Source organism: Anaeromyxobacter sp. SG64, assembly GCF_022690745.1.
GTDB classification, from domain to species: Bacteria; Myxococcota; Myxococcia; order Myxococcales; family Anaeromyxobacteraceae; genus Anaeromyxobacter; species Anaeromyxobacter soli.
Window position 1 is genome coordinate 56,711 of record NZ_JALCZB010000009.1, and the last position, 22,265, is coordinate 78,975.

At 73.9% G+C, this 22,265-nt stretch carries 15 protein-coding genes; 3 read left to right on the plus strand and 12 right to left on the minus strand.

All coding sequences use genetic code 11. From position 1 onward, the window contains the following. Positions 1–273 precede the first annotated feature (273 nt). The 4 genes from MNZ29_RS24850 to MNZ29_RS04730 are packed head-to-tail and all read right to left on the minus strand — an operon-like array spanning position 274 to position 6,029. A complete protein-coding gene (locus MNZ29_RS24850) occupies positions 274–1,488 on the minus strand; it encodes a hybrid sensor histidine kinase/response regulator (protein ID WP_242337307.1) in 1,215 nt (404 codons plus the stop codon). Beyond that, complete coding sequence (locus tag MNZ29_RS04720) at positions 1,485–2,072, minus strand: chemotaxis protein CheB (protein WP_242353166.1); 588 nt, start codon at positions 2,070–2,072, stop codon at positions 1,485–1,487. The genes MNZ29_RS24850 and MNZ29_RS04720 overlap by 4 nt, the downstream gene beginning before the upstream one ends. Then, positions 2,069–2,887, minus strand: coding sequence for a protein-glutamate O-methyltransferase CheR (locus MNZ29_RS04725; RefSeq protein ID WP_242337303.1), 819 nt, complete (start codon positions 2,885–2,887; stop codon positions 2,069–2,071). The genes MNZ29_RS04720 and MNZ29_RS04725 overlap by 4 nt, the downstream gene beginning before the upstream one ends. 7 nt (positions 2,888–2,894) lie before the next feature. After that, on the minus strand, positions 2,895–6,029 hold the full coding sequence (locus MNZ29_RS04730; RefSeq protein ID WP_242353176.1) for a response regulator: 3,135 nt from the start codon (positions 6,027–6,029) through the stop codon (positions 2,895–2,897). Between the two features lie 159 nt (positions 6,030–6,188). On the opposite strand from MNZ29_RS04730, the gene MNZ29_RS04735 reads away from it, so the two are divergent. Continuing rightward, a complete protein-coding gene (locus MNZ29_RS04735; RefSeq protein WP_242339309.1) occupies positions 6,189–8,135 on the plus strand; it encodes an acyl-CoA dehydrogenase family protein in 1,947 nt (648 codons plus the stop codon). A gap of 151 nt (positions 8,136–8,286) precedes the next feature. Here the strand turns inward: MNZ29_RS04735 and MNZ29_RS04740 are convergent, their stop codons facing one another. The 3 genes from MNZ29_RS04740 to egtB all read right to left on the minus strand — a co-directional run bounded on the left by MNZ29_RS04740 (position 8,287) and on the right by egtB (position 11,445). Then, positions 8,287–9,132, minus strand: coding sequence for a hypothetical protein (locus tag MNZ29_RS04740; RefSeq protein ID WP_242339307.1), 846 nt, complete (start codon positions 9,130–9,132; stop codon positions 8,287–8,289). Positions 9,133–9,193: 61 nt separating this feature from the next. Further along, positions 9,194–10,171, minus strand: a complete 978-nt coding sequence (gene egtD, locus MNZ29_RS04745; protein ID WP_242339305.1) for an L-histidine N(alpha)-methyltransferase — start codon at positions 10,169–10,171, stop codon at positions 9,194–9,196. Further along, a complete protein-coding gene (gene egtB / locus MNZ29_RS04750) occupies positions 10,168–11,445 on the minus strand; it encodes an ergothioneine biosynthesis protein EgtB (RefSeq protein WP_242339303.1) in 1,278 nt (425 codons plus the stop codon). The genes egtD and egtB overlap by 4 nt, the downstream gene beginning before the upstream one ends. A gap of 242 nt (positions 11,446–11,687) precedes the next feature. On the opposite strand from egtB, the gene MNZ29_RS24855 reads away from it, so the two are divergent. Then, the gene (locus MNZ29_RS24855) at positions 11,688–13,475 is read left to right on the plus strand and encodes a DNA mismatch repair protein MutS (protein ID WP_242339300.1); all 1,788 of its coding nucleotides are present in this window, start codon (positions 11,688–11,690) and stop codon (positions 13,473–13,475) included. Between the two features lie 51 nt (positions 13,476–13,526). Here MNZ29_RS24855 and map read toward each other — a convergent pair whose 3' ends face one another. From map to MNZ29_RS04775, 4 genes are all read right to left on the minus strand, one after another. After that, a complete protein-coding gene (gene map / locus MNZ29_RS04760; RefSeq protein ID WP_242339298.1) occupies positions 13,527–14,516 on the minus strand; it encodes a type I methionyl aminopeptidase in 990 nt (329 codons plus the stop codon). Between the two features lie 45 nt (positions 14,517–14,561). Continuing rightward, positions 14,562–15,053 carry a hemerythrin domain-containing protein gene (locus MNZ29_RS04765; RefSeq protein ID WP_242339296.1) on the minus strand — a complete coding sequence of 164 codons (492 nt, stop codon included), beginning with the start codon at positions 15,051–15,053 and terminating at the stop codon, positions 14,562–14,564. A 161-nt stretch (positions 15,054–15,214) separates the two neighbouring features. Continuing rightward, positions 15,215–17,497 carry a nitric-oxide reductase large subunit gene (locus tag MNZ29_RS04770; RefSeq protein ID WP_242339294.1) on the minus strand — a complete coding sequence of 761 codons (2,283 nt, stop codon included), beginning with the start codon at positions 17,495–17,497 and terminating at the stop codon, positions 15,215–15,217. Positions 17,498–17,599: 102 nt separating this feature from the next. After that, positions 17,600–18,208: a hemerythrin domain-containing protein gene (locus MNZ29_RS04775; protein WP_242339292.1), complete on the minus strand. Its 609-nt coding sequence runs from the start codon at positions 18,206–18,208 to the stop codon at positions 17,600–17,602. A 168-nt stretch (positions 18,209–18,376) separates the two neighbouring features. On the opposite strand from MNZ29_RS04775, the gene MNZ29_RS04780 reads away from it, so the two are divergent. Continuing rightward, positions 18,377–19,945, plus strand: coding sequence for a sigma-54-dependent Fis family transcriptional regulator (locus MNZ29_RS04780; RefSeq protein WP_242339290.1), 1,569 nt, complete (start codon positions 18,377–18,379; stop codon positions 19,943–19,945). Positions 19,946–19,997: 52 nt separating this feature from the next. Here MNZ29_RS04780 and metX read toward each other — a convergent pair whose 3' ends face one another. Then, positions 19,998–22,238, minus strand: coding sequence for a homoserine O-acetyltransferase (gene metX, locus MNZ29_RS04785; RefSeq protein ID WP_242339288.1), 2,241 nt, complete (start codon positions 22,236–22,238; stop codon positions 19,998–20,000). Between the last annotated feature and the right edge of the window lie 27 nt (positions 22,239–22,265).

Below are 22,265 nucleotides of genomic sequence, written 5' to 3' on the forward strand. Positions count from 1 at the left end.
CGGCTCTACGCGGACACGGCCCCGGAGCTCCGCCATCCTCGCGGCGCTAAACGACAGTTCGTGATTCGCGATCACCTTTGGTGACGCGAATCACGCTGTCGTTCAGCCATGTTCGAACGGGGGCTGCGCCCCCGCCCCGCCGAGCGAAGCTCGTCGGGGCCCCACCCCTGCCCGCCGGGTCCCGTGCGCCGCCGCGAGCGGCTTCGCCGCTTCCGCGGCGTCGCCCCGGCGGGCTCGCGTCGCTCGCCTGGTCCTCGAATCATGATCGGCCGTTTAGATGCCCGCCCCGTCCTTCGGGGCGGCCGGCGCGGCCAGCCCGTCGGCCTCGTCCGGCTCCCTGCGCGGCCCCGTCTCCACGCGCGCCTCGCGCGACTGCGCGGGCTCGAGGCGCGGCAGGCGGACGGCGAAGGTCGTCCCGGTGCCGGGAGAGGAGACCACACCCACGTCGCCCCCGTGCGCCTCCACGAGGCTCCGCACGATGAAGAGCCCCAGCCCGAGCCCGCCGCGCCTGCCGCGGCGCGCGCCGGAGCGGAACGGGTCGAAGATCGACGGGAGCAGCTCGCGCGGGATCGCGCCGGCGTTGCGGACGCGCAGCTCCACCGTGCGCGGGTCCCCGCCGTCCACCTCGACCCGCACCGGCCGATCCTCGCCGTGCTGCAGCGCGTTCGCGACGAGGTTCGACACCACGCGCCCGAGCCGGTCGACGTCCCACTCGCCGGAGTCGTCGCCGCGCACCTCGACGACCGTCCGCTCCGGGTGCTCGCCCTCGAGCTCGCCCACGATGCGCCGGGCGATCTCCCCGAGCCGCGCGGCTCGCCGCTCCAGGCGGATCCCGCCGCTGACGCGCAGGCGGGTGAAGTCGAGCAGCTCCTCGATCATCCGCGCCATCCGGCGCCCGGAGAACAGGATCCGCTGGGCGGTCCTCACGGTGGGCTCGCTCTCGGCGCGGCGCTGGATGAGCTCGGCCGAGGTGAGGATGGAGGAGAGCGGGTTCCGCAGGTCGTGCGCGAGGATCCCGGCGAAGGTCTCGTTCATGCGCAGCTGCTCGCGGAGCTGCGCCACGAGCCCGTCTCGCTCCTCGAGCCGGGCGGCGAGCTCGCGCCGCTGCCGCGCGAGCTGCAGGAAGACGTCCACCTTGGAGCGGACGACGTGCGGATCGAGCGGCTTGTGCAGGAAGTCCACCGCCCCGGCCTCGTACCCCTGGAACACGCGCCCCGGCTCCCGGGCCGCCGCGGTCACGAAGATGACCGGCACCCCGCGCGCGTGCCGCGTGCCGCGCATCAGCTCGGCGAGCTCGAAGCCGTCCATCTCGGGCATGTGCACGTCGAGCACCGCGAGCGCGTACTCGTGGCGCAGGACGAGCTCGAGCGCGTCCTCGCCGGAGCGGGCGCAGTGGATCTCGAGCCCGTCCCTCGCGAGCAGCGCCTGGAGCGCGACGAGGTTCTCCTCTCGATCGTCGACGAGGAGGATCTTCTCCGGGCCGCTCACCGCCTCACCCCCGTCCGTCCCAGGGCGGCGAGGTGGACGCGGAGCTCCGCGGGCGAGAGCACGAGCTCTGGGTCCGCGGCGCGGAGGGCCGCCTCGGGCATGAGCGGCGACGACGCCGTCGCCGGGTCCTGGACGATCGCCAGCCCGCCGGCGCGACGCACGGCGGCGAGGCCCGCGGCGCCGTCGCTGCTCGCGCCGGAGAGCACCACCGCGACGACGCCGTCCGCGAAGGCGTCGGCCGCCGACTCGAGGAGCGGATCGATGGCCGGCCGGGAGTGATGCACGGGAGCGTCGACGGACAGCGCGAGCGTACCGTCCCCCTCGAGGAGCAGATGATAGTCGGGCGGCGCGAGGTACACCGTACCCGGGCACGCGCGCGCCTTGTCCTCCGCCTCGACGACCGGGAGCGCGCTCCGGGTGCCGAGGACCTCCGCCAGGAGGCTCGGCTGCCCCGCGGGCAGGTGGACGACGACGACCACGGGCAGCGGGTAACCCGGCGGCAGCGCGGGGAGGATCTCGAGGAGCGTCTCGATCGCCCCGGCGGATCCGCCGATGACCACGATGCGCGGCTCGGCCACGTTCACGCCCTCCGGTAGATCCGCTCTCCCCGATCGAAGTCGGTGAAGCGCCCGGCCTGGGCGGAGAAGCGGACGGTCTCGCGCGCGCCGAGGCCGAGGAACCCCATGGGGCAGAGCGCGTCGGCGAAGAGGCGCAGCGCCCGGTCCTGCAGCCCGCGGTCGAAGTAGATGAGCACGTTCCGGCACGAGACCATCTGCACCTCGGCGAAGACCTCGTCGGTCGCGAGGCTGTGGTCGGCGAACACGACGCGCGCGCGGAGCGAGCGGTCGAACGCGGCGCCGCCGTAGCCGGTCACGTAGTGATCGGACAGCGAGCCCTTCCCGCCCGCGCGCTGGTAGTTCTCGCTGAACGCGGGCATGCGCTCGAGCGCGAACACGCCCGCCTCCGCCTGCGCGAGCGCCGGCGGGTGGATGTCCGTGGCGTAGATGATCGTCCGCTCGAGGAGCCCCTCCTCCCGCAACAGGATCGCGTACGAGTAGACCTCCTCCCCGGTCGCGCAGCCCGCGATCCAGAGCTTCACCGACGGATACGTGGCGAGGACCGGCACCACCCGCTCCCGCACCGCCCGGAAGTACGAGGGGTCGCGGAAGAGATCGCTCACCTGGATCGTGAGGTCCTCGAGGAGCTGCGGGAAAACGGTGGGCTCGTGGAGCACGCGCTCCTGCAGGGCGGACAGCGTCCGGCAGCCGAGGCGGTGGGCGGCGCGCACGAGGCGGCGCTTCATCGAGGCCCGGCCGTAGCGGCGGAAGTCGTACTGGTACTTCTCGAAGATCGCCTCGAGGAGGAGCTGGATCTCCAGATCGACGTCTTGCGAGGCCAAAGGTCTCCTAGCGCGGCATCCAGACCCGCATGAGCGAGAGGAGCTTCTCGAGGTCGATGGGCTTCGAGACGTAGTCGTTCGCCCCGGCGTCGAGGCAGCGCTGGCGATCGTCCGCCATCGCGCGGGCGGTGAGCGCGATGATGGGCAGCTTCGCGAGCCGCGGATCGGCGCGGATGCGCCGCATCGCCTCGTATCCGTCCATCTCCGGCATCATGATGTCCATCAGCACGAGGTCCGTGCGGGGAGTGCGCGCGAGCACCTCCAGCGCCTCGCGCCCGTTCCGCGCGATGTCCACCGTCGCGCCGCGCGCCTCGAGGAGCGCCGCGAGCGCGAACACGTTGCGGACGTCGTCCTCCACCACCAGCACCCGGCGGCCCTCGAAGGCGGCCTCGCGGCTGCGCGCCACCTGGAGCATGCGGCGCCGCTCCGGCGGGAGCTCGGACTCGACCTGGTGGAGGAACAGCGTGACCTCGTCGAGGAGCCGCTCGGGTGAGCGCGCCCCCTTCACGATGATGGACCGCGAGTAGCGCCGCAGCCGCTGCTCCTCGTCCGGCTCGAGCGAGCGGCCGGTGTAGACGATGACGGGCGGGAACGGCGTCCGCTCGCTCGCGGCCATCCGCTCGAGGAGGTCGAAGCCCGAGCCGTCCGGGAGCGCGAGGTCCATCACCACGCAGTCGAAGGTCTGGCTCCCGAGCTTCGAGAGCGCGTCCACCACGGTCGAGGCGCCGACGGTCTCGACGTCGCGCCCCGAGAGCAGCCGGGACAGGCTCTCCTGCTGGACGGGGTCGTCCTCCACCAGGAGGATGCGCCGCACCCCGGCGCGGAGACGCTGCTCGAGGGTCTCGAACGCCCCGAGGAGCTCCTCGCGCTTCACCGGCTTCAGGACGTACCCGACCGCGCCCATCTCCAGCGCGGCGTGGGTGTAGTCCTCGACCGACATCACGTGGACCGGGACGTGGCGGGTGCGCGGGTCGCGCTTCAGCTGATCGAGCACGGCGAGCCCGGAGAGGTCCGGCAGCCCCACGTCGAGCACGATCGCCTCGGGGGGCTCCGCGAACGCCCGCTCGAGCCCCGCGGCCGCCGTCGTGGCGAGCTCGCAGGCGAAGCTGCGCTCCCGCGCGAGCCCGCAGAGCACCTCGGCGAAGGCCGGGTCGTCCTCGATCACCAGCACACGGCGCGCGCCGGTGAGCTTCGCAGGCGCCGCCTCCGGGGAGGCGTCGGGCGGCGCCTTCGCGAGGGCGGCGGGCGCGGTCGCGCGCAGGGCCGGCGGCGGCCGGCTCGCGGCCGGCGCGGGCTCGGCGGGCGGCGCAGGCGGAGCCGGCGCGGGAACGTGCGGGACGCCCTCGCGCGCGCGAGGGCCGATGGCTCTCGGCAGCGTGACCGTGAAGACGCTCCCCTTCCCCGGCGCGCTCTCGATCGAGAGCTCCCCTCCGAGGAGCGCCACGAGCTCGCGCGCGATGGAGAGCCCGAGCCCCGTGCCCCCGTAGCGCCGGTTGATCGTGCCGTCGGCCTGCCGGAACGCCTCGAACACGAGGCGCTGCTTCTCCTCGGGGATGCCGATGCCGGTGTCCCGGACCGACAGCGCGACGCGGTCGTCCGGCGCGGACGAGACTCGCAGGATGACCCCGCCGCGCTCCGTGAACTTGAACGCGTTCGAGAGGAGGTTCTGCAGGATCTGGAGCAGGCGCTGGGGATCGGTCGTGAGCTCCGCGGGCGCCCCCGGCTCGATGATCCGCTCGAACGCCAGGCCGCGCTCCGCCGCGATCGGCGCGAACGTGAGCGCGAGCTGCTCCACGAGCCGCGCGATCGGCAGCGCCTCCGGGTGGACCTCCAGCCGGCCCGCCTCGATCTTGGAGAGGTCGAGGATGTCGTTGATGAGCGCGAGCAGGTCGCTGCCCGCCTGGTGGATCGTGCGCGCGTACCTCACCTGCTCCTCCGTGAGGTTCCCGGTCGCGTTCTCGCCGAGGAGCTTCGCGAGGATGAGCGCGCTGTTGAGCGGGGTGCGGAGCTCGTGCGACATGTTGGCGAGGAACTCCGACTTGAACCGGCTCGCGCGCTCGAGCTCGCGCGCGCGCTCCTCGAGCTCCGCGCCGCGCCCGGCGAGCTGCGCCCGCTGATCCTCGAGGACCGTGGCCTGCTCCTCGAGCTGGACGTTCACCTGCTCGAGCTCCGCCTGCTGTTCCTCGAGCCGAGCCTGGGACTCGCGCAGCGCGTCGGCCTGCGACTGCAGCTCCTCGTTCGCGACGCGCAGCTCCTCCTGCTGCACCTCGAGCCGCTCCGCCTGCCGCTGCGTCTCCGCGAGCAGCTCCTCGAGCCGCGCCCGGTCCCGGGCGGAGCGGAGCGAGATCCCCAGCGGCAGCGCGATGCGGTCGAGCACCTCGACGTCGAGGTCGTCGAACGGTCGGAACGCGCCGAGCTCGACGACGCCGTTCACCTCGTCGTCCACCCTCGACGGCGCGAGCACGAGGGCGCGCGGGTCGGCCGCGCCCGCGCCGGAGGTGACGCGCAGGTAGCCCGGCGGGACGTCGTTCACGACCCGCACGCGCCCGGCCACCGCGACCTCTCCCGGGAGCCCCTCCCCCTCCGCGAACGGGGCGGGCGCGCCGCCCGGCGCTCCCGCGAGGGCCGCGCGCCGGTGATAGCGGCCGTCGTCGCCCGCCACGTGCAGCACGCCGATCTCGGCGCCGAGGTGGTTCGCGATCGCGCGGAGCGCGTCGGCCGCGACCGCCTCGACGGCCTTGTCGCCCTGCAGCGCGCGCCGGACCACGGCCGTCCCCTCCCGCAACCACTGCTCCCGCGCGACCTCCGCCCGCGCGCGCACCGTGGCCCGGACGATGAGCGCGACCACCCAGACCATCACGAGGCCGATCACCCTGTTCGTGACGGGCAGCCAGGCGGGGAGGCCCACCGGCGCCGCGGGCGACAGGTGGTAGCCGACCGCGACCAGGGCGGTGGCCGCGGTGGCGGTGGCGAGCGGCGCCCACGCGGTTCGCGCGAGCAGCGTCAGGGCGACCGGCACTGCGTACAGCGCCCACTCGGCGGAGCCGAGGGGGCCCACGGCGTCCGCGCCGAGCACGGCCAGGAGGGCGAGGGCGAGCAGCGCGAGGAAGGCGGGCGATTCGCGGGAGGGCGGCTTCGGCATCGTCTGGCCAGCGATAGGGTCGATCGCATGGCGCCCGGACGCCAGGGGCTGTCCCCCGCCCCCTCGGGCGAGCCTCCGCCGACCCGCGCCCCGAGGGGTCGTGTCAGTTGGCAAGGCGCGTTGCGTTAATTTGATTAGGGAATCAGGGGAGGTAGCGCCATGGCCGTGACGCAGCGCAATGACGAGATGCAGCGCTCCCGCGAGGTGGCCGAGGCGGCACGGGAGGCCGAGTGGCAGGGTGCCGGGTTCCTCCGCGAGCTGTTCCTCGGGAAGCTTCGGCTGGATCTCATCCACCCCTATCCGCTCGATCGGGCGGAGCGTCCCGAGTTCCAGCGCTTCTACGCGGAGCTCGAGCGGTTCCTGCGCGAGAAGGTGGATCCCGTCCGCATCGACGAGACCGGCGAGTATCCGCCGGAGGTCCTCGACGGGCTCCGCAAGCTCGGCGCGTTCGGGATGAAGGTGCCGGTCGAGTACGGCGGCCTGGGGCTCACCCAGGTCGAGTACGGCAAGGCCATGCAGCTCGTCGGCGGCTACGACGCGAACGTCACCGCCCTGCTCTCGGCGCACCAGTCGATCGGCGTCCCGCAGCCGCTCAAGCTCTTCGGCTCTCCCGAGCTGAAGAAGAAGTACCTGCCGCGCATCGCGAAGGGCGCGGTGAGCGCGTTCGCGCTCACCGAGGTGCAGGTCGGCTCGGATCCGGCCCGCCTCTCCACGAGCTACGAGCTCAGCCCCGACGGCAGGCACTACGTCATCAACGGCTCCAAGCTCTGGTGCACGAACGGCACCATCGCCGAGCTCCTCGTGGTCATGGCGAAGAACCCGCGCACGAGCGCCATCAGCGCGTTCGTGGTGGAGGCGGACTCGGAGGGCGTGGAGGTCACGCACCGCTGCAGGTTCATGGGCCTCCGCGCGCTCGCCAACGCCGCCATCCGCTTCACGGACGTGAAGGTCCCGGTCGAGAACCTCATCGGCAAGGAGGGCCGCGGCCTCAAGATCGCGCTCACGACGCTCAACACCGGCCGGCTGTCGCTCCCGGCCGCGGTGGTCGGCGGCGGGAAGCGGTTCCTCGAGCTCTCGCGCAAGTGGTCCCAGGCCCGCGTCCAGTGGGGCCAGGAGATCGGCAAGCACGAGGCGATCGCGCACAAGCTCGCCGGCATGGCGTCCACCGTCTTCGCCATGGAGGCGGTCTCGGATCTCGCCCAGTCGCTCGCCGACCGGAAGGGCTACGACATCCGCCTCGAGGCCGCCGCGGCGAAGGAGTGGAACACCGTCGAGGCCTGGCACCTCGTGGACGAGACGATGCAGATCCGCGGCGGCCGCGGGTACGAGAAGGCGAGCTCCCTCGCCGCGCGCGGCGAGGCGGGCGTCGACGTGGAGCGCGCGATGCGCGACCTGCGCATCAACCTCATCTTCGAGGGCTCGTCGGAGGTGATGCACCTCTTCATGGCGCGCGAGGCGGTGGACAAGCACCTCGAGATCGCCGGCGCCCTCATCGACCCGAAGGTGCCGGTCTCGAGCAAGCTCGCCCAGCTCCCGAGGCTCGGGGCGTTCTACGTGCCCTGGTACCTCGGCCTGTGGGCGCGGGGTCTCTTCGCCCCGCGCTACCGCGAGTTCGGCAGGAACGCGAGCCACCTCCGCTTCGTCGAGCGCTCGAGCCGCAAGCTCGCGCGAGAGATCTTCCACTCGATGGTGGTCTTCCAGGCCGCCGCGGAGCGGAAGCAGGCGTTCCTGTTCCGCCTCGTGGACATCGCGAACGAGCTCTTCGCGATGGCGGCGAGCGTGACGCGCGCGCAGGCGATGAAGAACGCCGGCCTCTCCGAGGCGGCGGACGCCGCGAGGCTCGCCGATCACTTCTGCCTCGGCACGCGCCGGAAGGTGCGTGCCCTCTTCGGCGCGCTCTGGAGCAACGACGACGCGAGGAGCTACGCGATGGGCCGCGAGGTGCTCGAGGGCAAGCACGCCTGGCTCGAGCAGGGCGGCATCGGCCTCGGCGTGACGGTCGAGGAGCTCCGCCCGAAGCTGCCCGTGACCCCGGCCGCGCGGCCAGCCGCCGTCGGGGAGGCGGGCGGGCATGCCCTGTTCGCCGAGCCGCAGCCGGTCTCCTGACGCTCCGCCCCCATGGGAGACGCCCGCGCCCGCTCCGGTCCGCCGGGGCGGGCGCTCGCGCGACGCTGCCAGACCGCGCGGAAGACGTGACGAATGGAGAACGGACGACGCGTGGGGGGACCGGTCGCACTCGCGGTCGAGTCCCCCTCCCCTACGGCGCCGGCGGCGCCAGCGCCCGGATCCCCTCCGCGATCGCGCGGCACACGTTGTCCACGAGGTCCTCCCGCGCGTTCACCACGTAGACGTGCGGCCCGACCGACCACGTCTCTCGGAACAGGCGGCGGACCGGCCCCGCGCCGCCGCCGCGCGCGAGGGCGAGCTCGAACATCGGGACGATCTTGTCCCCGAGGCGGAGCGCCGTGTCGACGACGAAGAGCGCGACGTCGGGCCGGACCGCCGAGACGCGGCGCAGGAACGCGCCGACCTCCGGCTGGGTGACGTGCTTGGGCGGGGACGACTTCACCTCCAGGTAGATGAGCTTCCCCTCGCCGGCCGCGACGACGTCGAGGTCGCCGCCGACGCCGGGCGCGCCGGAGCGGACGCCCGTCGCCACCTCGAGCGCGAGCCGCGCGCGCAGCTCCTCGCCGAGCCACCACTCGAGCGTGCCGCCGAAGGTGCGCGGCCGGTGCACGAGCCGGTAGCGGCCGCGGGGGAGCGGCGCGGCGAGCCCCATGGCGACCAGCGCGTCGGCCAGCTCGCGCGCCTTCTCGGCGGCGACGTAGCGCGTCGCCTGCCCGGGCGTGAACCCCGCGCCACGCAGGATCGCGCCGCGCAGGAACAGCCGGAAGGCGTAGTGCCGGAGGCGCTCGACGAGGGCCGCGACGGCGGCGGGATCGTGCCCGGGCGGGAACGGCAGGTCGTGCCGCGACGGGCGCGGGTCGAGGCCCCGCCGCTGCAGCATCGCGAGCGGCTCCGAGACCGGCGGCCGCGCCGTGCTGCCCGGCGCCGCGCGGGCGGCGCGCGCCTCCAGCTCGGCCGCGGTCCGCCGCGCGCCCATGGACCGTCAGGGCCCCGGCGCGCGCGCGTCGCTCGCCCGTTCGCGAATCATGATCGGCCGTTCAGCGTACGGCGGTGTAGAGCTTCACCGCGAACCAGGCCCGCTCGTCCGTCCAGGTCCGCTCCGGGCGCCAGCCGGCGATGAGCGCGAGCGCGTCGAAGGCGCGCGGCTCCCACTTGTACGCGCTCTCGGTGTGGATGGTCTCGCCGGCGCGGAACGCGAAGGGCTCGCCCGCCACGGTGACGATCTGCGGCTCCAGGCTCTCGAGGTGCATCTCCACGCGCGAGTAGTCCGGGTCGAAGATCGCGCGGTGGCGGAACGAAGAGAGCCGGAAGTCCCCGCCGAGCTCGCGGTTCATGCGCGCGAGCAGGTTCAGGTCGAACGCGGCGGTGACGCCGCGGGCGTCGTCGTAGGCGCGGACGAGGGTCCGCTCGTCCTTGGCGAGATCGACGCCGATGACGAGCGCGCCGCCCGGCCCGGCGTCGCGCGCCATCCGCCGGAGCAGCGCCACGGCCTCGGGCGGATCGAAGTTGCCGATGGTCGAGCCCGGGAAGAACGCCACGCGCCGGCGCGCGGGGAGCTCCCCGAGGGGCAGCGCCATGGGCGCGGTGAAGTCGCCCACGAGCGGCAGGACCGGGAGGCGCGGGAACTGCCGGCGCAGGGACTCGGCGCCTTCGAGGAGCGCGTCCCCGGAGATGTCGACCGGCACGTAGCCGGCGGGCCGCTCCAGCGCCGCGAGCAGGAGCGCGGTCTTCCGGCCGCTGCCGGCGCCGGGCTCGAAGACGAGCGCGCCGGGGCCGATCGCCTCGGCGATCTCACCGGCGTACCCCTCCAGGATCCCGAGCTCCGTCCGCGTCGGGTAGTACTCCGGCTGCTCGCAGATGAGCTCGAACAGCGCCGAGCCGCGGCGGTCGTAGAGCCACTTCGGCGGCAGCGCCTTTCGCGGCAGCGACAGGCCGCGCACCACGTCCTCGCGGAACCGGGCGGACTCGCTCGTCCGCTCCCCCACCCCGATGCTCGCACCCTCGAGTCCGATCACGCCCCGTCCCTCGCCAGTCGTACGCCCGTGAACTGCCAGCGCGCCCCCGGAGGGAAGAAGTTCCGGTACGTCGGGCGCACGTGCCCCCGCGGCGTGGCGCACGAGCCGCCGCGCAGGGTGAGCTGGCTGACCATGAACTTCCCGTTGTACTCGCCGAGCGGCCCCGCCAGCGGGCGGAAGCCCGGGTATGGCGCGTAGGCGGACGAGGTCCACTCCCACACGTCGCCGAGGAGCTGGCGGAACCCCGGACCGGCGGCGGCCGGCGCGGGGTGGAACCGTCCCGCGTCCGCGAGCGTCCCTTCGGCGGTGGCGCTCGCTCCGGCCGCCGCCGCCTCCCACTCGACCTCGGTCGGCAGCCGCGCGCCCGCCCACCGCGCGTAGGCGTCCGCCTCGTAGTACGAGACGTGCGCGACGGGCTCCGCGGGATCGAGCGGGCGCGGGCCCGCGAGCGTGAAGATCGCCCATCCGCTCTCCCCGCGCTCCCAGTAGAGCGGCGCCTTCCAGTCACCTGCGCGCGCCGCGGCGAACCCGTCGGAGAGCCACAGCTCGGGCCGCCGGTAGCCCCCGTCCTCCACGAAGGCGAGCCACTCGCCGTTCGTGGTGGGCCGCGTCGCGAGGGCGTGCGGCTCCAGGAGGGCGCGGTGGCGGGGCCGCTCGTTGTCGAACGCGAACTCGCTCCCGCGCGCGCCGACCTCGACGATCCCGCCGTCGCGCGGGACGTAGGCGAGCGGCGGGGCGGAGGCGGGCGCCGGTCTCCCCGGGAGGGCGTCCGGGGCGTAGGCGGGGCGGAGCGGGTTCGAGAAGAAGGCGTGCTTCACGTCGGTGAGGAGCAGCTCCTGGTGCTGCTCCTCGTGGGCGATCCCCAGCTCCACCGTGGCGAGGACCTCGTCCCCGGGGCGCGCGGCGAGCGCCGCCGACATCCGCTCGTCCACGTTCGCGCGGTAGCGGAGCACCTCCGCCAGCGAGGGGCGAGAGAGCAGGCCCCGCTGCGGCCTGGGCTGCCGCGGCCCGACCGCCTCGTAGTAGGAGTTGAAGAGGTACGCGTACGCATCGTGAAACGGGCGGAAGGCCCGCTCCACCCGGGGGAGCACGAACGCCTCGAAGAACCAGGACGTGTGCGCGAGGTGCCACTTCGCCGGGCTCGCGTCCGGCATCGATTGAACGGCGGCGTCCTCCGGCGAGAGCGGAGCCGCGAGCGCGACGGTGCGGCGGCGGACGTCAGCGAGCCGCGCGGCCAGCGTCCCCGCGCGATCCGCCCCTCCTGCGCCCCCCACGCTTTCCCTCACCCGTCCTCCCTGGCGCGCCGGACGGACGGTCCGCGTCCCGCGCCGGCTCTGAACCTTTCCACGCGCGGAGAGCCAGGCAACGCGGCGGACCCCTTTCGCTTAGCCCCAGCGGAGGCTGCGCGCTCGGGCGTCCGGGAGCGCGCCTCGGCGCCCCGGCGGGTCCACGCCTCCGAACCGTCGCGCCTGCGAACCGGTGCGGCCGCGCCGCTTCCGCGCTACCCTCCCGCGCCGTGAACGGTCCCCGAGAGGAGATCACCCGCCGCCTCGAGGCGCGCCGCGCGGCGGTCGCGCGGCTCGACCGCGCCGACGCCCGCATCGCGTGGGGCCGCCTCGCGATCTTCGCCGCCGGCGCCGCGCTCGCGTGGCTCGCGTGGGGCCAGCACCGGCTCTCGGCCGGCTGGCTCCTCGGGCCGCTCGCCGCGTTCGTGGCGCTCGCCGTCGTCCACGATCGCGTCCTCTCCGCGCGCGCTCGCGCCCGGCGCGCCGTCGCGTTCCACACGGCGGCGCTGGCGCGCATGGACGGAACGTTCGCCGGCGCCGGCGCCGGCGGCGAGCGGTTCGCCGATCCCGCCCACCCGTACGCGCTCGACCTCGACCTGTTCGGCCGGGGCTCGCTGTTCGAGCTCCTCTGCGCCGCCCGCACGCGCCCGGGCGAGGAGCGCCTCGCGGCCTGGCTCCTCCACCCCGCGCCGGCGGCGGAGGGCCGAGCCCGCCAGCGCGCGATCGCCTCGCTCGCTCCGCGCCTCGATCTGCGCGAGGACCTCGCGGTCCTCGGCGAGGACGTCCGCGCCGGCGTGGACGCCGCCGGGCTCGCCGCGTGGGGCGAGGCCGCGCCCCTCCTCCCGGCCTTCGTGCGGCCGGCGGCGCTGGCGCTCGCCGCGCTGGCCGTCGCGGCGGCGGTCGCCTGGGGAGTGGGGCTCGGCCCGGCGCCGCTGCTCCTCGTCCTCCTCGGGGAGTGGGCGTTCTCGCGCGTCCTGCGCGGCCGGATGGCCCACGTCCTCGGCGGGGTCGAGCACCCCGCGGCGGAGCTGCGCGTGCTGGCGCTGCTGCTCGAGCGGCTCGAGGCTGAGCCGCTCGACGGCGACGCGCGCCTCGGGGCGCTCCAGGCGTCGCTGCGCGGCGCCGGGGCGCCCGCCTCCGTCCGGATCGCCGCCCTCGTCCGCGTGGTCGCGCGGATGGAGTGGGGCCGGAACCAGTTCTTCGCCCCCCTCGCGTTCGCGCTCGCGTGGGGGCCCTTGCACGCCGCCGCGGTCGAGCGCTGGCGCGCGGCGTCCGGCCGCGGCATCCGGCGCTGGCTCGAGGCGGTGGCGGAGCTCGAGGCGCTCTCCTCGCTCGCGGGGTATGCCTACGAGCATCCCGGCGACGCCTGGCCGGAGCTCCTGGACGGAGGTCCGGGTCGCGGGCCGATCCTCGAGGCCGAGGGGCTCAGGCACCCGCTGCTGCCCGGCGCGGTGCCGAACGATCTCCGTCTCGGCGGCGAGGGTCCGCGCGTGCTCCTCGTCTCCGGCTCGAACATGTCCGGGAAGAGCACCTACCTCCGCACCGCCGGCGTGAACGTCGTGCTCGCCCTCGCCGGCGCGCCCGTCCGCGCCGCCCGCATGCGCCTCACGCCGGTCCAGGCCGGCGCCACGCTGCGGATCCAGGACTCGCTCCAGGCCGGCAAGTCCCGCTTCTACGCCGAGATCACGCGGCTCAAGGAGCTCGCCGACCTCGCGGCGGGCCCGTTCCCCCTCCTCTTCCTCCTCGACGAGATCCTCCACGGCACGAACTCGCACGACCGCCGCATCGGCGCCGAGGCGATCGTGCGGGGCCTCCTCGACCGCGGCGCCCTCGGGCTCGTCACGACGCACGATCTCGCCCTCACCGAGCTCGGCGGCTCGGACGGCGTGCTCGCGAACGGGCACTTCGAGGATCAGGTGAAGGACGGCGAGATCGCGTTCGACTACCGGCTGCGGCCGGGGGTCGTCGCGCACTCGAACGCCCTCGCGCTGATGCGCGCGGTCGGGCTGAGGGTGTGAGGGGGCGCGCGCCCCGCCGGCTCACCTCGGCGCCTGCGGGCGGGGGCGGAGCTACTCCTCCAGCGTGAGGATCTCCGCCCCGTCGTCGGTCACTGCCAGCGTGTGCTCGAACTGCGCCGAGCGCTTCCCGTCCGCGGTGACGGCGGTCCAGCCGTCGTCCCAGAGCAGGTCCTGCCAGGTCCCCTCGGTGATCATGGGCTCGACCGTGAACGTCATGCCCTTCTCCATCGTGCGGCGCAGCGACGGATCGTAGTGGTGCGGGATCTGGATCGTGGTGTGGAACGTCTCGCCGATGCCGTGCCCGCAGTAGGAGCGGACGACGCCGTAGCCGTGGCGCGACGCGTGCGACTCGATGGCGCGCCCGATGTCGGAGATGGGCCGCCCCGGACGGACGGCCGCGATGCCCTTCGCGAGGCACTCGCGCGCGACCTGCACGAGCCGGCGCCCCTCGCCGTCCACCTGGCCGACGAGGAACGTCGCCGAGCAGTCCCCGTGCATGCCGTCGAGGTAGACGGTCACGTCGAGGTTCACGATGTCGCCGTCCTCGAGAGGCCGGCTGTCCGGGATGCCGTGGCAGATCACCTCGTTCACCGAGGTGCAGAGGGACTTGGGGTAGCCGCGGTAGTTGAGCGGGCTCGGGTAGCCGCCGAGCCGCAGCGTCTCCGCGTGGGCGAGCTCGTCGAGGGCGTCGGTCGTGACCCCCGCCCGGACCGCCTCGCCGGTGACCCGCAGCACGCGGGCGGCCGCCCGGCAGGCGCGCCGGAGCCGCACGAGCTCCTCGGGCGTCTTCACGTCCCGGCCCTGCGCCTTGGGACGCCCGCTCGACGCGTAGTCCGGCCGCGGGATGGTGGCCGGCACGGCCCGCCGCGGCGATACGACCCCCGGCCGCAGGGGGCGGCGGTGCGGGCGCGCCGGCGCGTCCGGCGCCGCGCCGCGGGAGTCCTCGTCGAGGTGACACTTCTTGTACTTCTGCCCGCTCCCGCACCAGCAGGGGTCGTTCCGACCCGGCCGCGCCCGAGCGAGCAGCTCGGTCTCGTTCACGGGAGCCGTTTTAAGGGAGCCGGGGGGAGCGGGCAACTCGCCCGCTCAGATCTGCGACGGCGCGTCCGTCTGGCCGGGGATCTTGGCGCTGGCGTCCCCCTCCGCCTCCAGCCGGTCGAACATCTGCTCCATCCGCTCGCCGAGGTCCTCGAGCTCGTCCTTCGACAGCGCCTTGCGGACCTTGGGGAAGAGCTCCTTCTCCTCCTCCTCGACGTGGTGCTCGACCTGCTCCTTGAGCACCGACAGCTTCGCGTCGAACTGCGCGTCGTCGGCCCCGAGCTCGAGCAGGTCGGAGAGGATGCGCTTCATGGACAGGTGCTCCTCCACGGACTCGCGGAGGATGTCCTCGGTGTTCTCCTGCTTCGACTCCGGGTAGAAGAGCTTCTCCTCGATCTCGGCGTGCATCGCGAGCTGGTCCGAGATCTCCCGGCAGAGCTGCTCCTTCTTCTTCTTCGCCCGCTCCCCGGCGCTCTCGAACTCCTCGAAGAGCTCCTCCACCTCTCGATGCTGCTGCTCCAGTAGGTCGATGGCGTTCACGGTGTTCCCTCCCTCCTGGCAGCGTAGGCACGCGCCGCCGAAAAGGCGGAGGGGCGAGACCGGCGAACCGGCCCCGCCCCTCCGTCGCGCCTCGGGCTCGGGGGAAACCCCCTGGCGCTCGCGCGTCCGTCCGGGACGGACGCGCTCCCACGTCCGCCCGGCTACGCCGCCCGGCGCACGTCCGTGCGCTCGCCGGCCCTGTCAGCGCGGCGGAGCGCGACGTCCCGCGCGATGGCGCGCACCACGAACGTGAGGAGGAGCGCGGCGCCGCCGAGGAACACGAGGTCCGGCACGAGGCGCGCCCAGGTGACGGCGTGGATGAAGGCGCTGCCCGTCACCTCGGGGCTGCGGGCGTACCAAAGGCCCTTCTCGATCCCGATCGCGAACTGGTAGATGCCCGCGGGGAGGAGGGAGAAGACGATCATGCCCGCGAGGCCGCCGTTGAGGCCCCAGAACGCGCCCTTGAGGAGGCCGTCGCTCCAGGCGTCCTTGCGGACGATGTTCCGCATGGAGAAGAGCATGAGCGCGATGGCGAGGAAGCCGTACACGCCGAACAGCGCGCCGTGCGAGTGGATGGGCGTCGTGTTGAGGCCCTGCGCGTAGTAGAGGACGATCGGCGGGTTGATGAGGAAGCCGAGGACGCCGGCGCCCACCGCGTTCCAGAACGCGACCGCGACGAAGAAGTAGAGCGGCCACTTCCAGGGCTGCGCGTTCGGGCCCGACCGCGCGAGCTTCAGGTTCTCGTACACCTCGAAGCCGAGGAGCGTGAGCGGCACGATCTCGAGGGCCGAGAACGTCGCGCCGAGCGCCGTGATGAAGAGCGGGGAGCCGGTGAAGTACAGGTGGTGGAAGGTCCCGATGATGCCGGAGCCGAGGTAGAGCAGGATGGAGAAGTAGGTCGCGCGGAGCGCCGACTTCTGACCGACCGCCCCGATGCGGGCGAGGATGAACGCGAGCGCGACGGTGGCGAACACCTCGAAGAAGTTCTCCACCCACAGGTGCACGACCCACCAGCGCCAGTAGTCGGCGACGGCGATGTGCGTGCCCGGCGTGTAGAAGAGCCCGACCGAGTAGAAGAGCGGGATGGTGACCGAGGCGTAGAGCAGCAGGTGGGTGAGGCCGCCCTTGTCCTTCTCGGCCGCGAGCGCGGGCTTCACCGCGCGGTACACGAGCGCGAGCCAGAGGAGCATCCCGCCGATGAGCGCGAGCTGCCAGACGCGGCCGAGCTCGATGTACTCGTAGCCCTGGTGTCCGATGAGCCAGCCGTTCGGCCCGGAGAGCTTGCCGCGGACGCCGAAGTAGGTGCCGGCGAGGGCGCCGACGACGACGACCACGAGCGCGCCGAGGAGGGTGTAGACGAGGGCCTTCTGGCCCTTCGGCTCGTGGCCGCTCACCGCCGGGCCGATGAAGAGGCCCGTCGCGAGCCAGCAGGTCGCGATCCAGAAGACGGCGAGCTGGAGGTGCCAGCCGCGCGTCGCGGCGTACGGCAGGAGCTGCCCGATCTCGATGCCGAAGAGCTTGTTGCCCTCGACGGCGAAGTGGCCGGTGACGGAGCCCAGCGCCGCCTGGAGGATGAAGAGGACGATCGCGACGAGGAAGTACGGCAGCGCGGCGCGCTGGCTCGGGGTCGGGTTCGGCTCCGCGAGCGGCGCGAGCCGGGCGGGCTCCTCGTGATCCTTCCCGCGCAGCCGCAGGTAGAAGTAGATGGCCCCGAACGTGCCCAGGATGAGCAGCACGACCGAGACGATGGACCAGACGAGCGACGAGGGCAGCGGGCGGTTGCCGACGAGCGGGTCGTACGGGAAGTTCGCGGTGTAGCTGAACGTCTCGCCGGGGCGGTTCGTGCCCGCGGACCAGGCCGTCCAGAAGAAGAACGCTGTCATCGCCCGGGCGTCCCGGGGATCGGCGACGAAGCCCTTCGGGATCGACATCGGGTCGGAGCCCTCGCCGAAGAGCTTCGTGTAGTACGCGACCAGCGCGGGGAACGCCGCGGACTGGCCCGGCGAGAGCGTGAGCGTGCCGGTGGCGGGGTCGTAGCGGTTCTGGCGCAGCTCGGCGGCGACCTCGGCGTCGACGCGCCCGCGCTCGCCGGCGGGCAGCGCCTCCAGGTCTCCCTGCGTGAACGCGGCGGCGTCCGCGGGCGCGCGGCCGGCCGCGAGCCCCGCCGCGGCGAGGCCGACGCGGTGGAGCGCGTCGGCGGACCAGTCCGGCGCGAGGTACGCGCCGTGGCCCCAGATCGAGCCGGTCTGCTGCCCACCGCGGGACAGGTACTGCAGCTGGCCCTGGTGGATGTCCTCGCCCGTCATCACCACCTCGCCCGTCGCGGAGACGACGCGGTCGGGGATGGGCGGCTTGTGCTCGTTGATCTTCGCACCGCCGAAGATGAGGACGGAGAAGGCGGCGACGATGGTGAACAGCAGGATGGCGCGTCCCTTGTGGCTCATGGACTCTCCGGACTGCGGGGTATGAGGCTCGCGCGGCGGCGTGCCGTGGCAGCCGTGCGGGTGCGGGGTGAAGGTCGTGGGTTGGCGAGCGGGCGCGGGCCGCTAGCCGCAGCAGTCGTGGCGGTGCGGCTGGGTCGTGCTCGCGGCGGGGTGGATGGTGCCCGCGTGGCGGAGGACGAGCTCGTCGGCGAGCGCGTGGTAGCGCTCGTGCTCGCCCGCGCCGGTCTGCTCGCGCTCGAAGCGCTCGCAGTCCTCGGCGACGCGCTCCATCGCCTCGGGCGGGAGCCGCTGCTCCGCCATCGGGTAGAGGATGGCGTCTTCCTTGTGGATGTGGGCGTGGAGCAGGTTCGAGTACGCGTACGCGCCGTCGGCGATCTCCTGCAGGTCGGCCGGGGTCCACTCGCCGTCCTGCGCGGCCTTGGCGGCGAGCTCGCCCACGAGCGCCCTGCCCTGCGCGTGCTCGTGGAGCATCACCGCGACCGGACCGCCGTTCTTCGGGAAGCCGTGCGACACCATCGCGGCGAAGAGGATGTCCTCCTCCTTCCCGTGGTGGCAGCGATCGGCGAACTCGCGGATGAAGCCGACGAAGCGGCCGAGCTCCGCCTTGTCGGTCGTGCCCTTGCGGCGGGCCTCGTCGGCGAAGCCGACGAGAGCGTCCAGCACGCGCTCGATCAGGCGGTGCTCGTTCATGAGGGTCTCGATGGCGTCCATGGCTTCCTCTCCGTGCGGGGGCGACAGCGCGCACCCGTCCGTGAGCTAGAGCAAGGGCGTTGCCAACCGCCGAACCCCCCGGTCTTCCTGGGGTTCGACTCTCCAACGGGGGAACTCGCACCGCCGGGAGGTTGACGGACGCACCGGCATTTCGTTACTCACCGGCCCATGGTTGGCTCGATCCTGCCCGTCGTCTCGCACGAGGACCCGCACCGGCGCATCGTCGAGGAGGCGATCGAGGCGGTGCTCTCGACCGTCGATCTCGCCTCCGTGCTCGACCGCACGGGCCAGCTCCTGCGCCGCCACTTCGGGGTGACGCGCGTGGCGATCAACCGCATCTCTCCGACCGACCCGACCCGTGCAGAGGTCGTGCTCGTCTCGGACCCCCGCCAGCCCTCGCCGGAGCTCGGCACCTCCTTCCCGCTCGCGGGGTCCGCGGCCGGCAAGGCGCTCGGCGAGCGGACGCCCTGCGTCGTGGACCCGCTCCAGCCCAAGTCGCCCCGGTACCGCGAGGAGCCGCTGCTCGCCGCGTACGGCTACGGCTCCCTCGTCTCGTTCCCCCTCGTCTTCGAGAACGAGGTGCTCGGCACGCTCGACATCGCCCATCCGCCCGCGGAGGGGCTCCTCGACTGCTGCTTCGAGGTGGCGAAGCAGGTCGCGCACCTCGTCGCCATCGCCCTGCACAACAGCCTCATGGTCGAGGAGGTCCAGCGCCTCAACCGGCTCCTCGGGCGCGAGAACGCCCTCCTCAAGGAGGAGATCCGGCAGATCAAGCGCGACGCCCGCTACGTGGCGGAGAGCCCGGGGATGAAGGACGTCGTCGAGCGGGTGCGGCTCGTCTCGCCCTCCACGACCACCGTCCTCATCCGGGGCGAGACCGGTGTCGGCAAGGAGGGGCTCGCGCGGATGGTCCACGAGTTCAGCCCCCGCTTCAACGCACCGTTCGTCCCGGTGAACCTGGGCGCGATCCCCGAGGGGCTCATCGAGAGCGAGCTGTTCGGCCACGAGAAGGGCGCCTTCACCGGCGCGAGCCGCCGCCGCCCGGGCCGGTTCGAGCAGGCGGACGGCGGGACGATCTTCCTCGACGAGGTCGGCGACGCTCCACCCTCGGTGCAGGTGCGGCTCCTCCGCGTCCTGCAGGAGCGCGTGGTCGAGCGCGTCGGCGGGACCGAGCCGGTGAAGGTCGACGTGCGAGTCGTCGCCGCGACGAACCGGAACCTCGAGGAGATGGTCGCGCGCGGCACCTTCCGCGCGGACCTCTACTACCGCCTCGCGGTGTTTCCCATCGAGCTCCCGCCGCTGCGCGAGCGGCGCGACGAGATCCGGCCCCTCGCCATGCACTTCCTCGCGCGCCACGCGGCGGGGATGCACCGCCGCCCGCCCCGCGTCGCCGAGGACGTCTGGCGCGCCCTCGAGGCGCACGACTGGCCGGGCAACGTCCGCGAGCTCGAGAACTTCCTGCAGCGGGCGCTCATCCTCTCCCCCGGGCCCGAGCTGTCCCTCCCCGACCTGCCCGTCCGCCTCACGCAGGACGGCGCGCCGGCGGCCGCGCCCGACGCCGCGGCGCCCGGCACGTTCGAGGAGGAGGTCCGGGCGCTCATCGAGCGCGCGCTCTCGCACGCCGGCGGCCGGGTCTACGGCCCGGGCGGCGCGGCCTCCCTGCTCGGCCTCCGTCCGACGACGCTGCAGGGCAAGATGAAGAAGTACGGCGTCGCGCCCACGCGCGCGCGGCCGTAGCGCTCGCCCGGACGCGCCGGCCCAGCGGAGCCGGCGCGTGACGGGCGCGGGCTCACCCCGCCTCGCCGCCCCCGGCGATGGAGAGGATCTCCGCGAGGATGCCGCCCGCGGTGCTGGCCCCGCCGACGCCCGCGCCCTGCACGATGAGCGGCCGCTCCGCGTGTCGCGCGGTCGTGAACGCCACGTAGGCCTCCACGCCCACCAGCCGGGCCGCGGGGTCCGCGAGCTCCACCGCCTCCGGGCCCACCCGCGCGGAGACCCGGCCGTCCGGACCGGTCTGCAGGCGCGCGAGGTACCGCAGCACCTTGCCCTCGCCGCGGAGCCGCTCCACGCGGGCCGCGAGGGCGTCGTCGTGCGCGCGCAGCGCGGCGATGAGCGCCTCCGGGCGACCGGGCACGAGCGCCTCCCCCGGCACGAGCGGCTCGACCGAGACGTCCTCGAGCGCGAGCTGCGCGCCCATCTCCCGGGCGAGGATGAGCGCCTTGCGGGCGGCGTCGAGCCCGGAGAGATCGTCGCGCGGGTCCTCCTCGGCGTAGCCGAGCCCGATCGCCCACCGCGTCGCGAGCGACAGCGGCACGCCGCGGCCGAGCTCGGTGCAGAGGTAGCCGAGGGTCCCCGACAGCGAGCCGACGATGGACCGGATCCGGTCGCCGCTCCGCACGAGGCGCCGGAGCGTGCCGATGACCGGCAGGCTCGCGCCGACGGCCGTGTCGTAGCGGTACTGCCGCCCGTGGTGACGGCGCGCCTCCCGGAGCTGCTCGCGACGGCGCGGGGGCGCCGCGAGCGGCCGCTTGTTCGCGGCGACCACGTCGATGCCGCGACGGAACGCCTGCTCGTAGACCTCCTCCATCCCCTCCGCGGCGGTGAGATCCACGAGCACCGGCCGCGGCATCCCCGCGAGCCGATCGAGGAGCGCCGGCGCGCTCGCCGGGACGACGGGGCCGGACGCGGGCGCGGCGGCGAGCAGCTCGCGCCAGCGCTCGAGATCGACGCCCTCCGCCCGGACGAGCGCGCCGCGCCGGTCTGCGATGCCGACCACCCGCAGCACGGTCTCGTAGTCGAGCTCGAGCTCGGTGCGCTGGGCGCGAAGCTGCTCGAGGAGCTCCGCCCCGACCTTGCCCTTGCCGAGCACGAGGAGCGAGACGCCGTGCTCCGCGTAGGCGCGGTCGATGGGCGCCTCCCCCTCCACGGCCGCGCCGGCGACCCGCCGCCGCTCGCCCCGGAACTCCGCGACCATCTCCGAGAGGCGGTCGACGTCGATGAGGAACGCGTCGTGACCGTGGGGCGAGTCGAGCATCGCCAGCCGGGCGTTCGGCAGGAGCGAGGCCACCTCTCGCTGCTCCCACGGCCAGTACAGCACGTCCGAGTCGATCGAGACGACGAGCGTCGGCTGGCGCAGGGAGCGCAGCACGTCGTCGAAGTCGCCGCGCGCGCGGGACACGTCGTGCGTGTCCATCGCCCGCGTGAGCGTGACGTAGGTGGCCGGGTCGAAGCGGTCGACGAGCAGGCGCCCCTGGTAGCGGAGGTAGCTCTCGATCGCGAACAGGTCCTCGGTCTGCGGGCGCCGCGCGAAGCGCTGCTCGAACGAGGGCTGGCTCCGGTACGAGAGCATCGCCATCATCCGCGCCGCGGCGAGCCCCGCCGCCGGCGGATCGGCCGGGTCGTACGCGCCGTCCCTCCAGCGCGGATCCGCGTAGATCGCCTGCCGCTGCGCCTCGGACAGGCCGATGCACCAGGCCGAGTGCCGGGCCGTCGAGGCGATGAACACCACCGACTCGACGAGCTCCGGGTAGAGGAGCGCCCACTCCAGCACCTGCATGCCGCCGAGCGAGCCGCCGATCGCCATCCGCACGCGGCGGACGCCGAGCGCGTCGACGAGCGCGCGCTGGACGCGGACCATGTCGCGGACGGTGACGGCGGGGAACGCTCCCAGGTACGGCCGGCCGGTGGCGGGGTCGATCGAGGTCGGCCCGGTGGTGCCGTAGCAGCTCCCGAGGATGTTCGCGCAGACGATGAAGTCGCGCTCGGGGTCGAGCGCGCGCCCGGGCCCGAACATGCGCGCCCACCACTGGTCGGCGTCCGCCGAGCCGGTCAGCGCGTGGCAGACGACCACGCCGTTCCCGCCGTCGGCGGCGAGCGCGCCCCAGGTCCGGTACGCGACCTGGACGCGCTCGAGCCGGCCGCCGAGCTCGAGCTCGAGGCCGCCCGGCAGCTCGAGGGTGAGCGTCTCCGGCGAGACGAACGCCGCGCGCCCCGCCGCGGAGCGATCCGCGCTGCCCGTCGTCGAGGTCATGGACGGCGGAGGGTAACGACCGGGGAT

What these genes read in the sequence shown, in the direction of transcription:
- MNZ29_RS04730 (WP_242353176.1), bottom strand. Translation starts at nt 6,029, where the DNA reads ATGCCGAAGCCGCCCTCCCGCGAATCGCCCGCCTTCCTCGCGCTGCTC.
- metX (WP_242339288.1), bottom strand. Translation starts at nt 22,238, where the DNA reads ATGACCTCGACGACGGGCAGCGCGGATCGCTCCGCGGCGGGGCGCGCG.
- MNZ29_RS04780 (WP_242339290.1), top strand. Translation starts at nt 18,377, where the DNA reads ATGGTTGGCTCGATCCTGCCCGTCGTCTCGCACGAGGACCCGCACCGG.
- MNZ29_RS04770 (WP_242339294.1), bottom strand. Translation starts at nt 17,497, where the DNA reads ATGAGCCACAAGGGACGCGCCATCCTGCTGTTCACCATCGTCGCCGCC.
- MNZ29_RS04775 (WP_242339292.1), bottom strand. Translation starts at nt 18,208, where the DNA reads ATGGACGCCATCGAGACCCTCATGAACGAGCACCGCCTGATCGAGCGC.
- MNZ29_RS04740 (WP_242339307.1), bottom strand. Translation starts at nt 9,132, where the DNA reads ATGGGCGCGCGGCGGACCGCGGCCGAGCTGGAGGCGCGCGCCGCCCGC.
- MNZ29_RS04735 (WP_242339309.1), top strand. Translation starts at nt 6,189, where the DNA reads ATGGCCGTGACGCAGCGCAATGACGAGATGCAGCGCTCCCGCGAGGTG.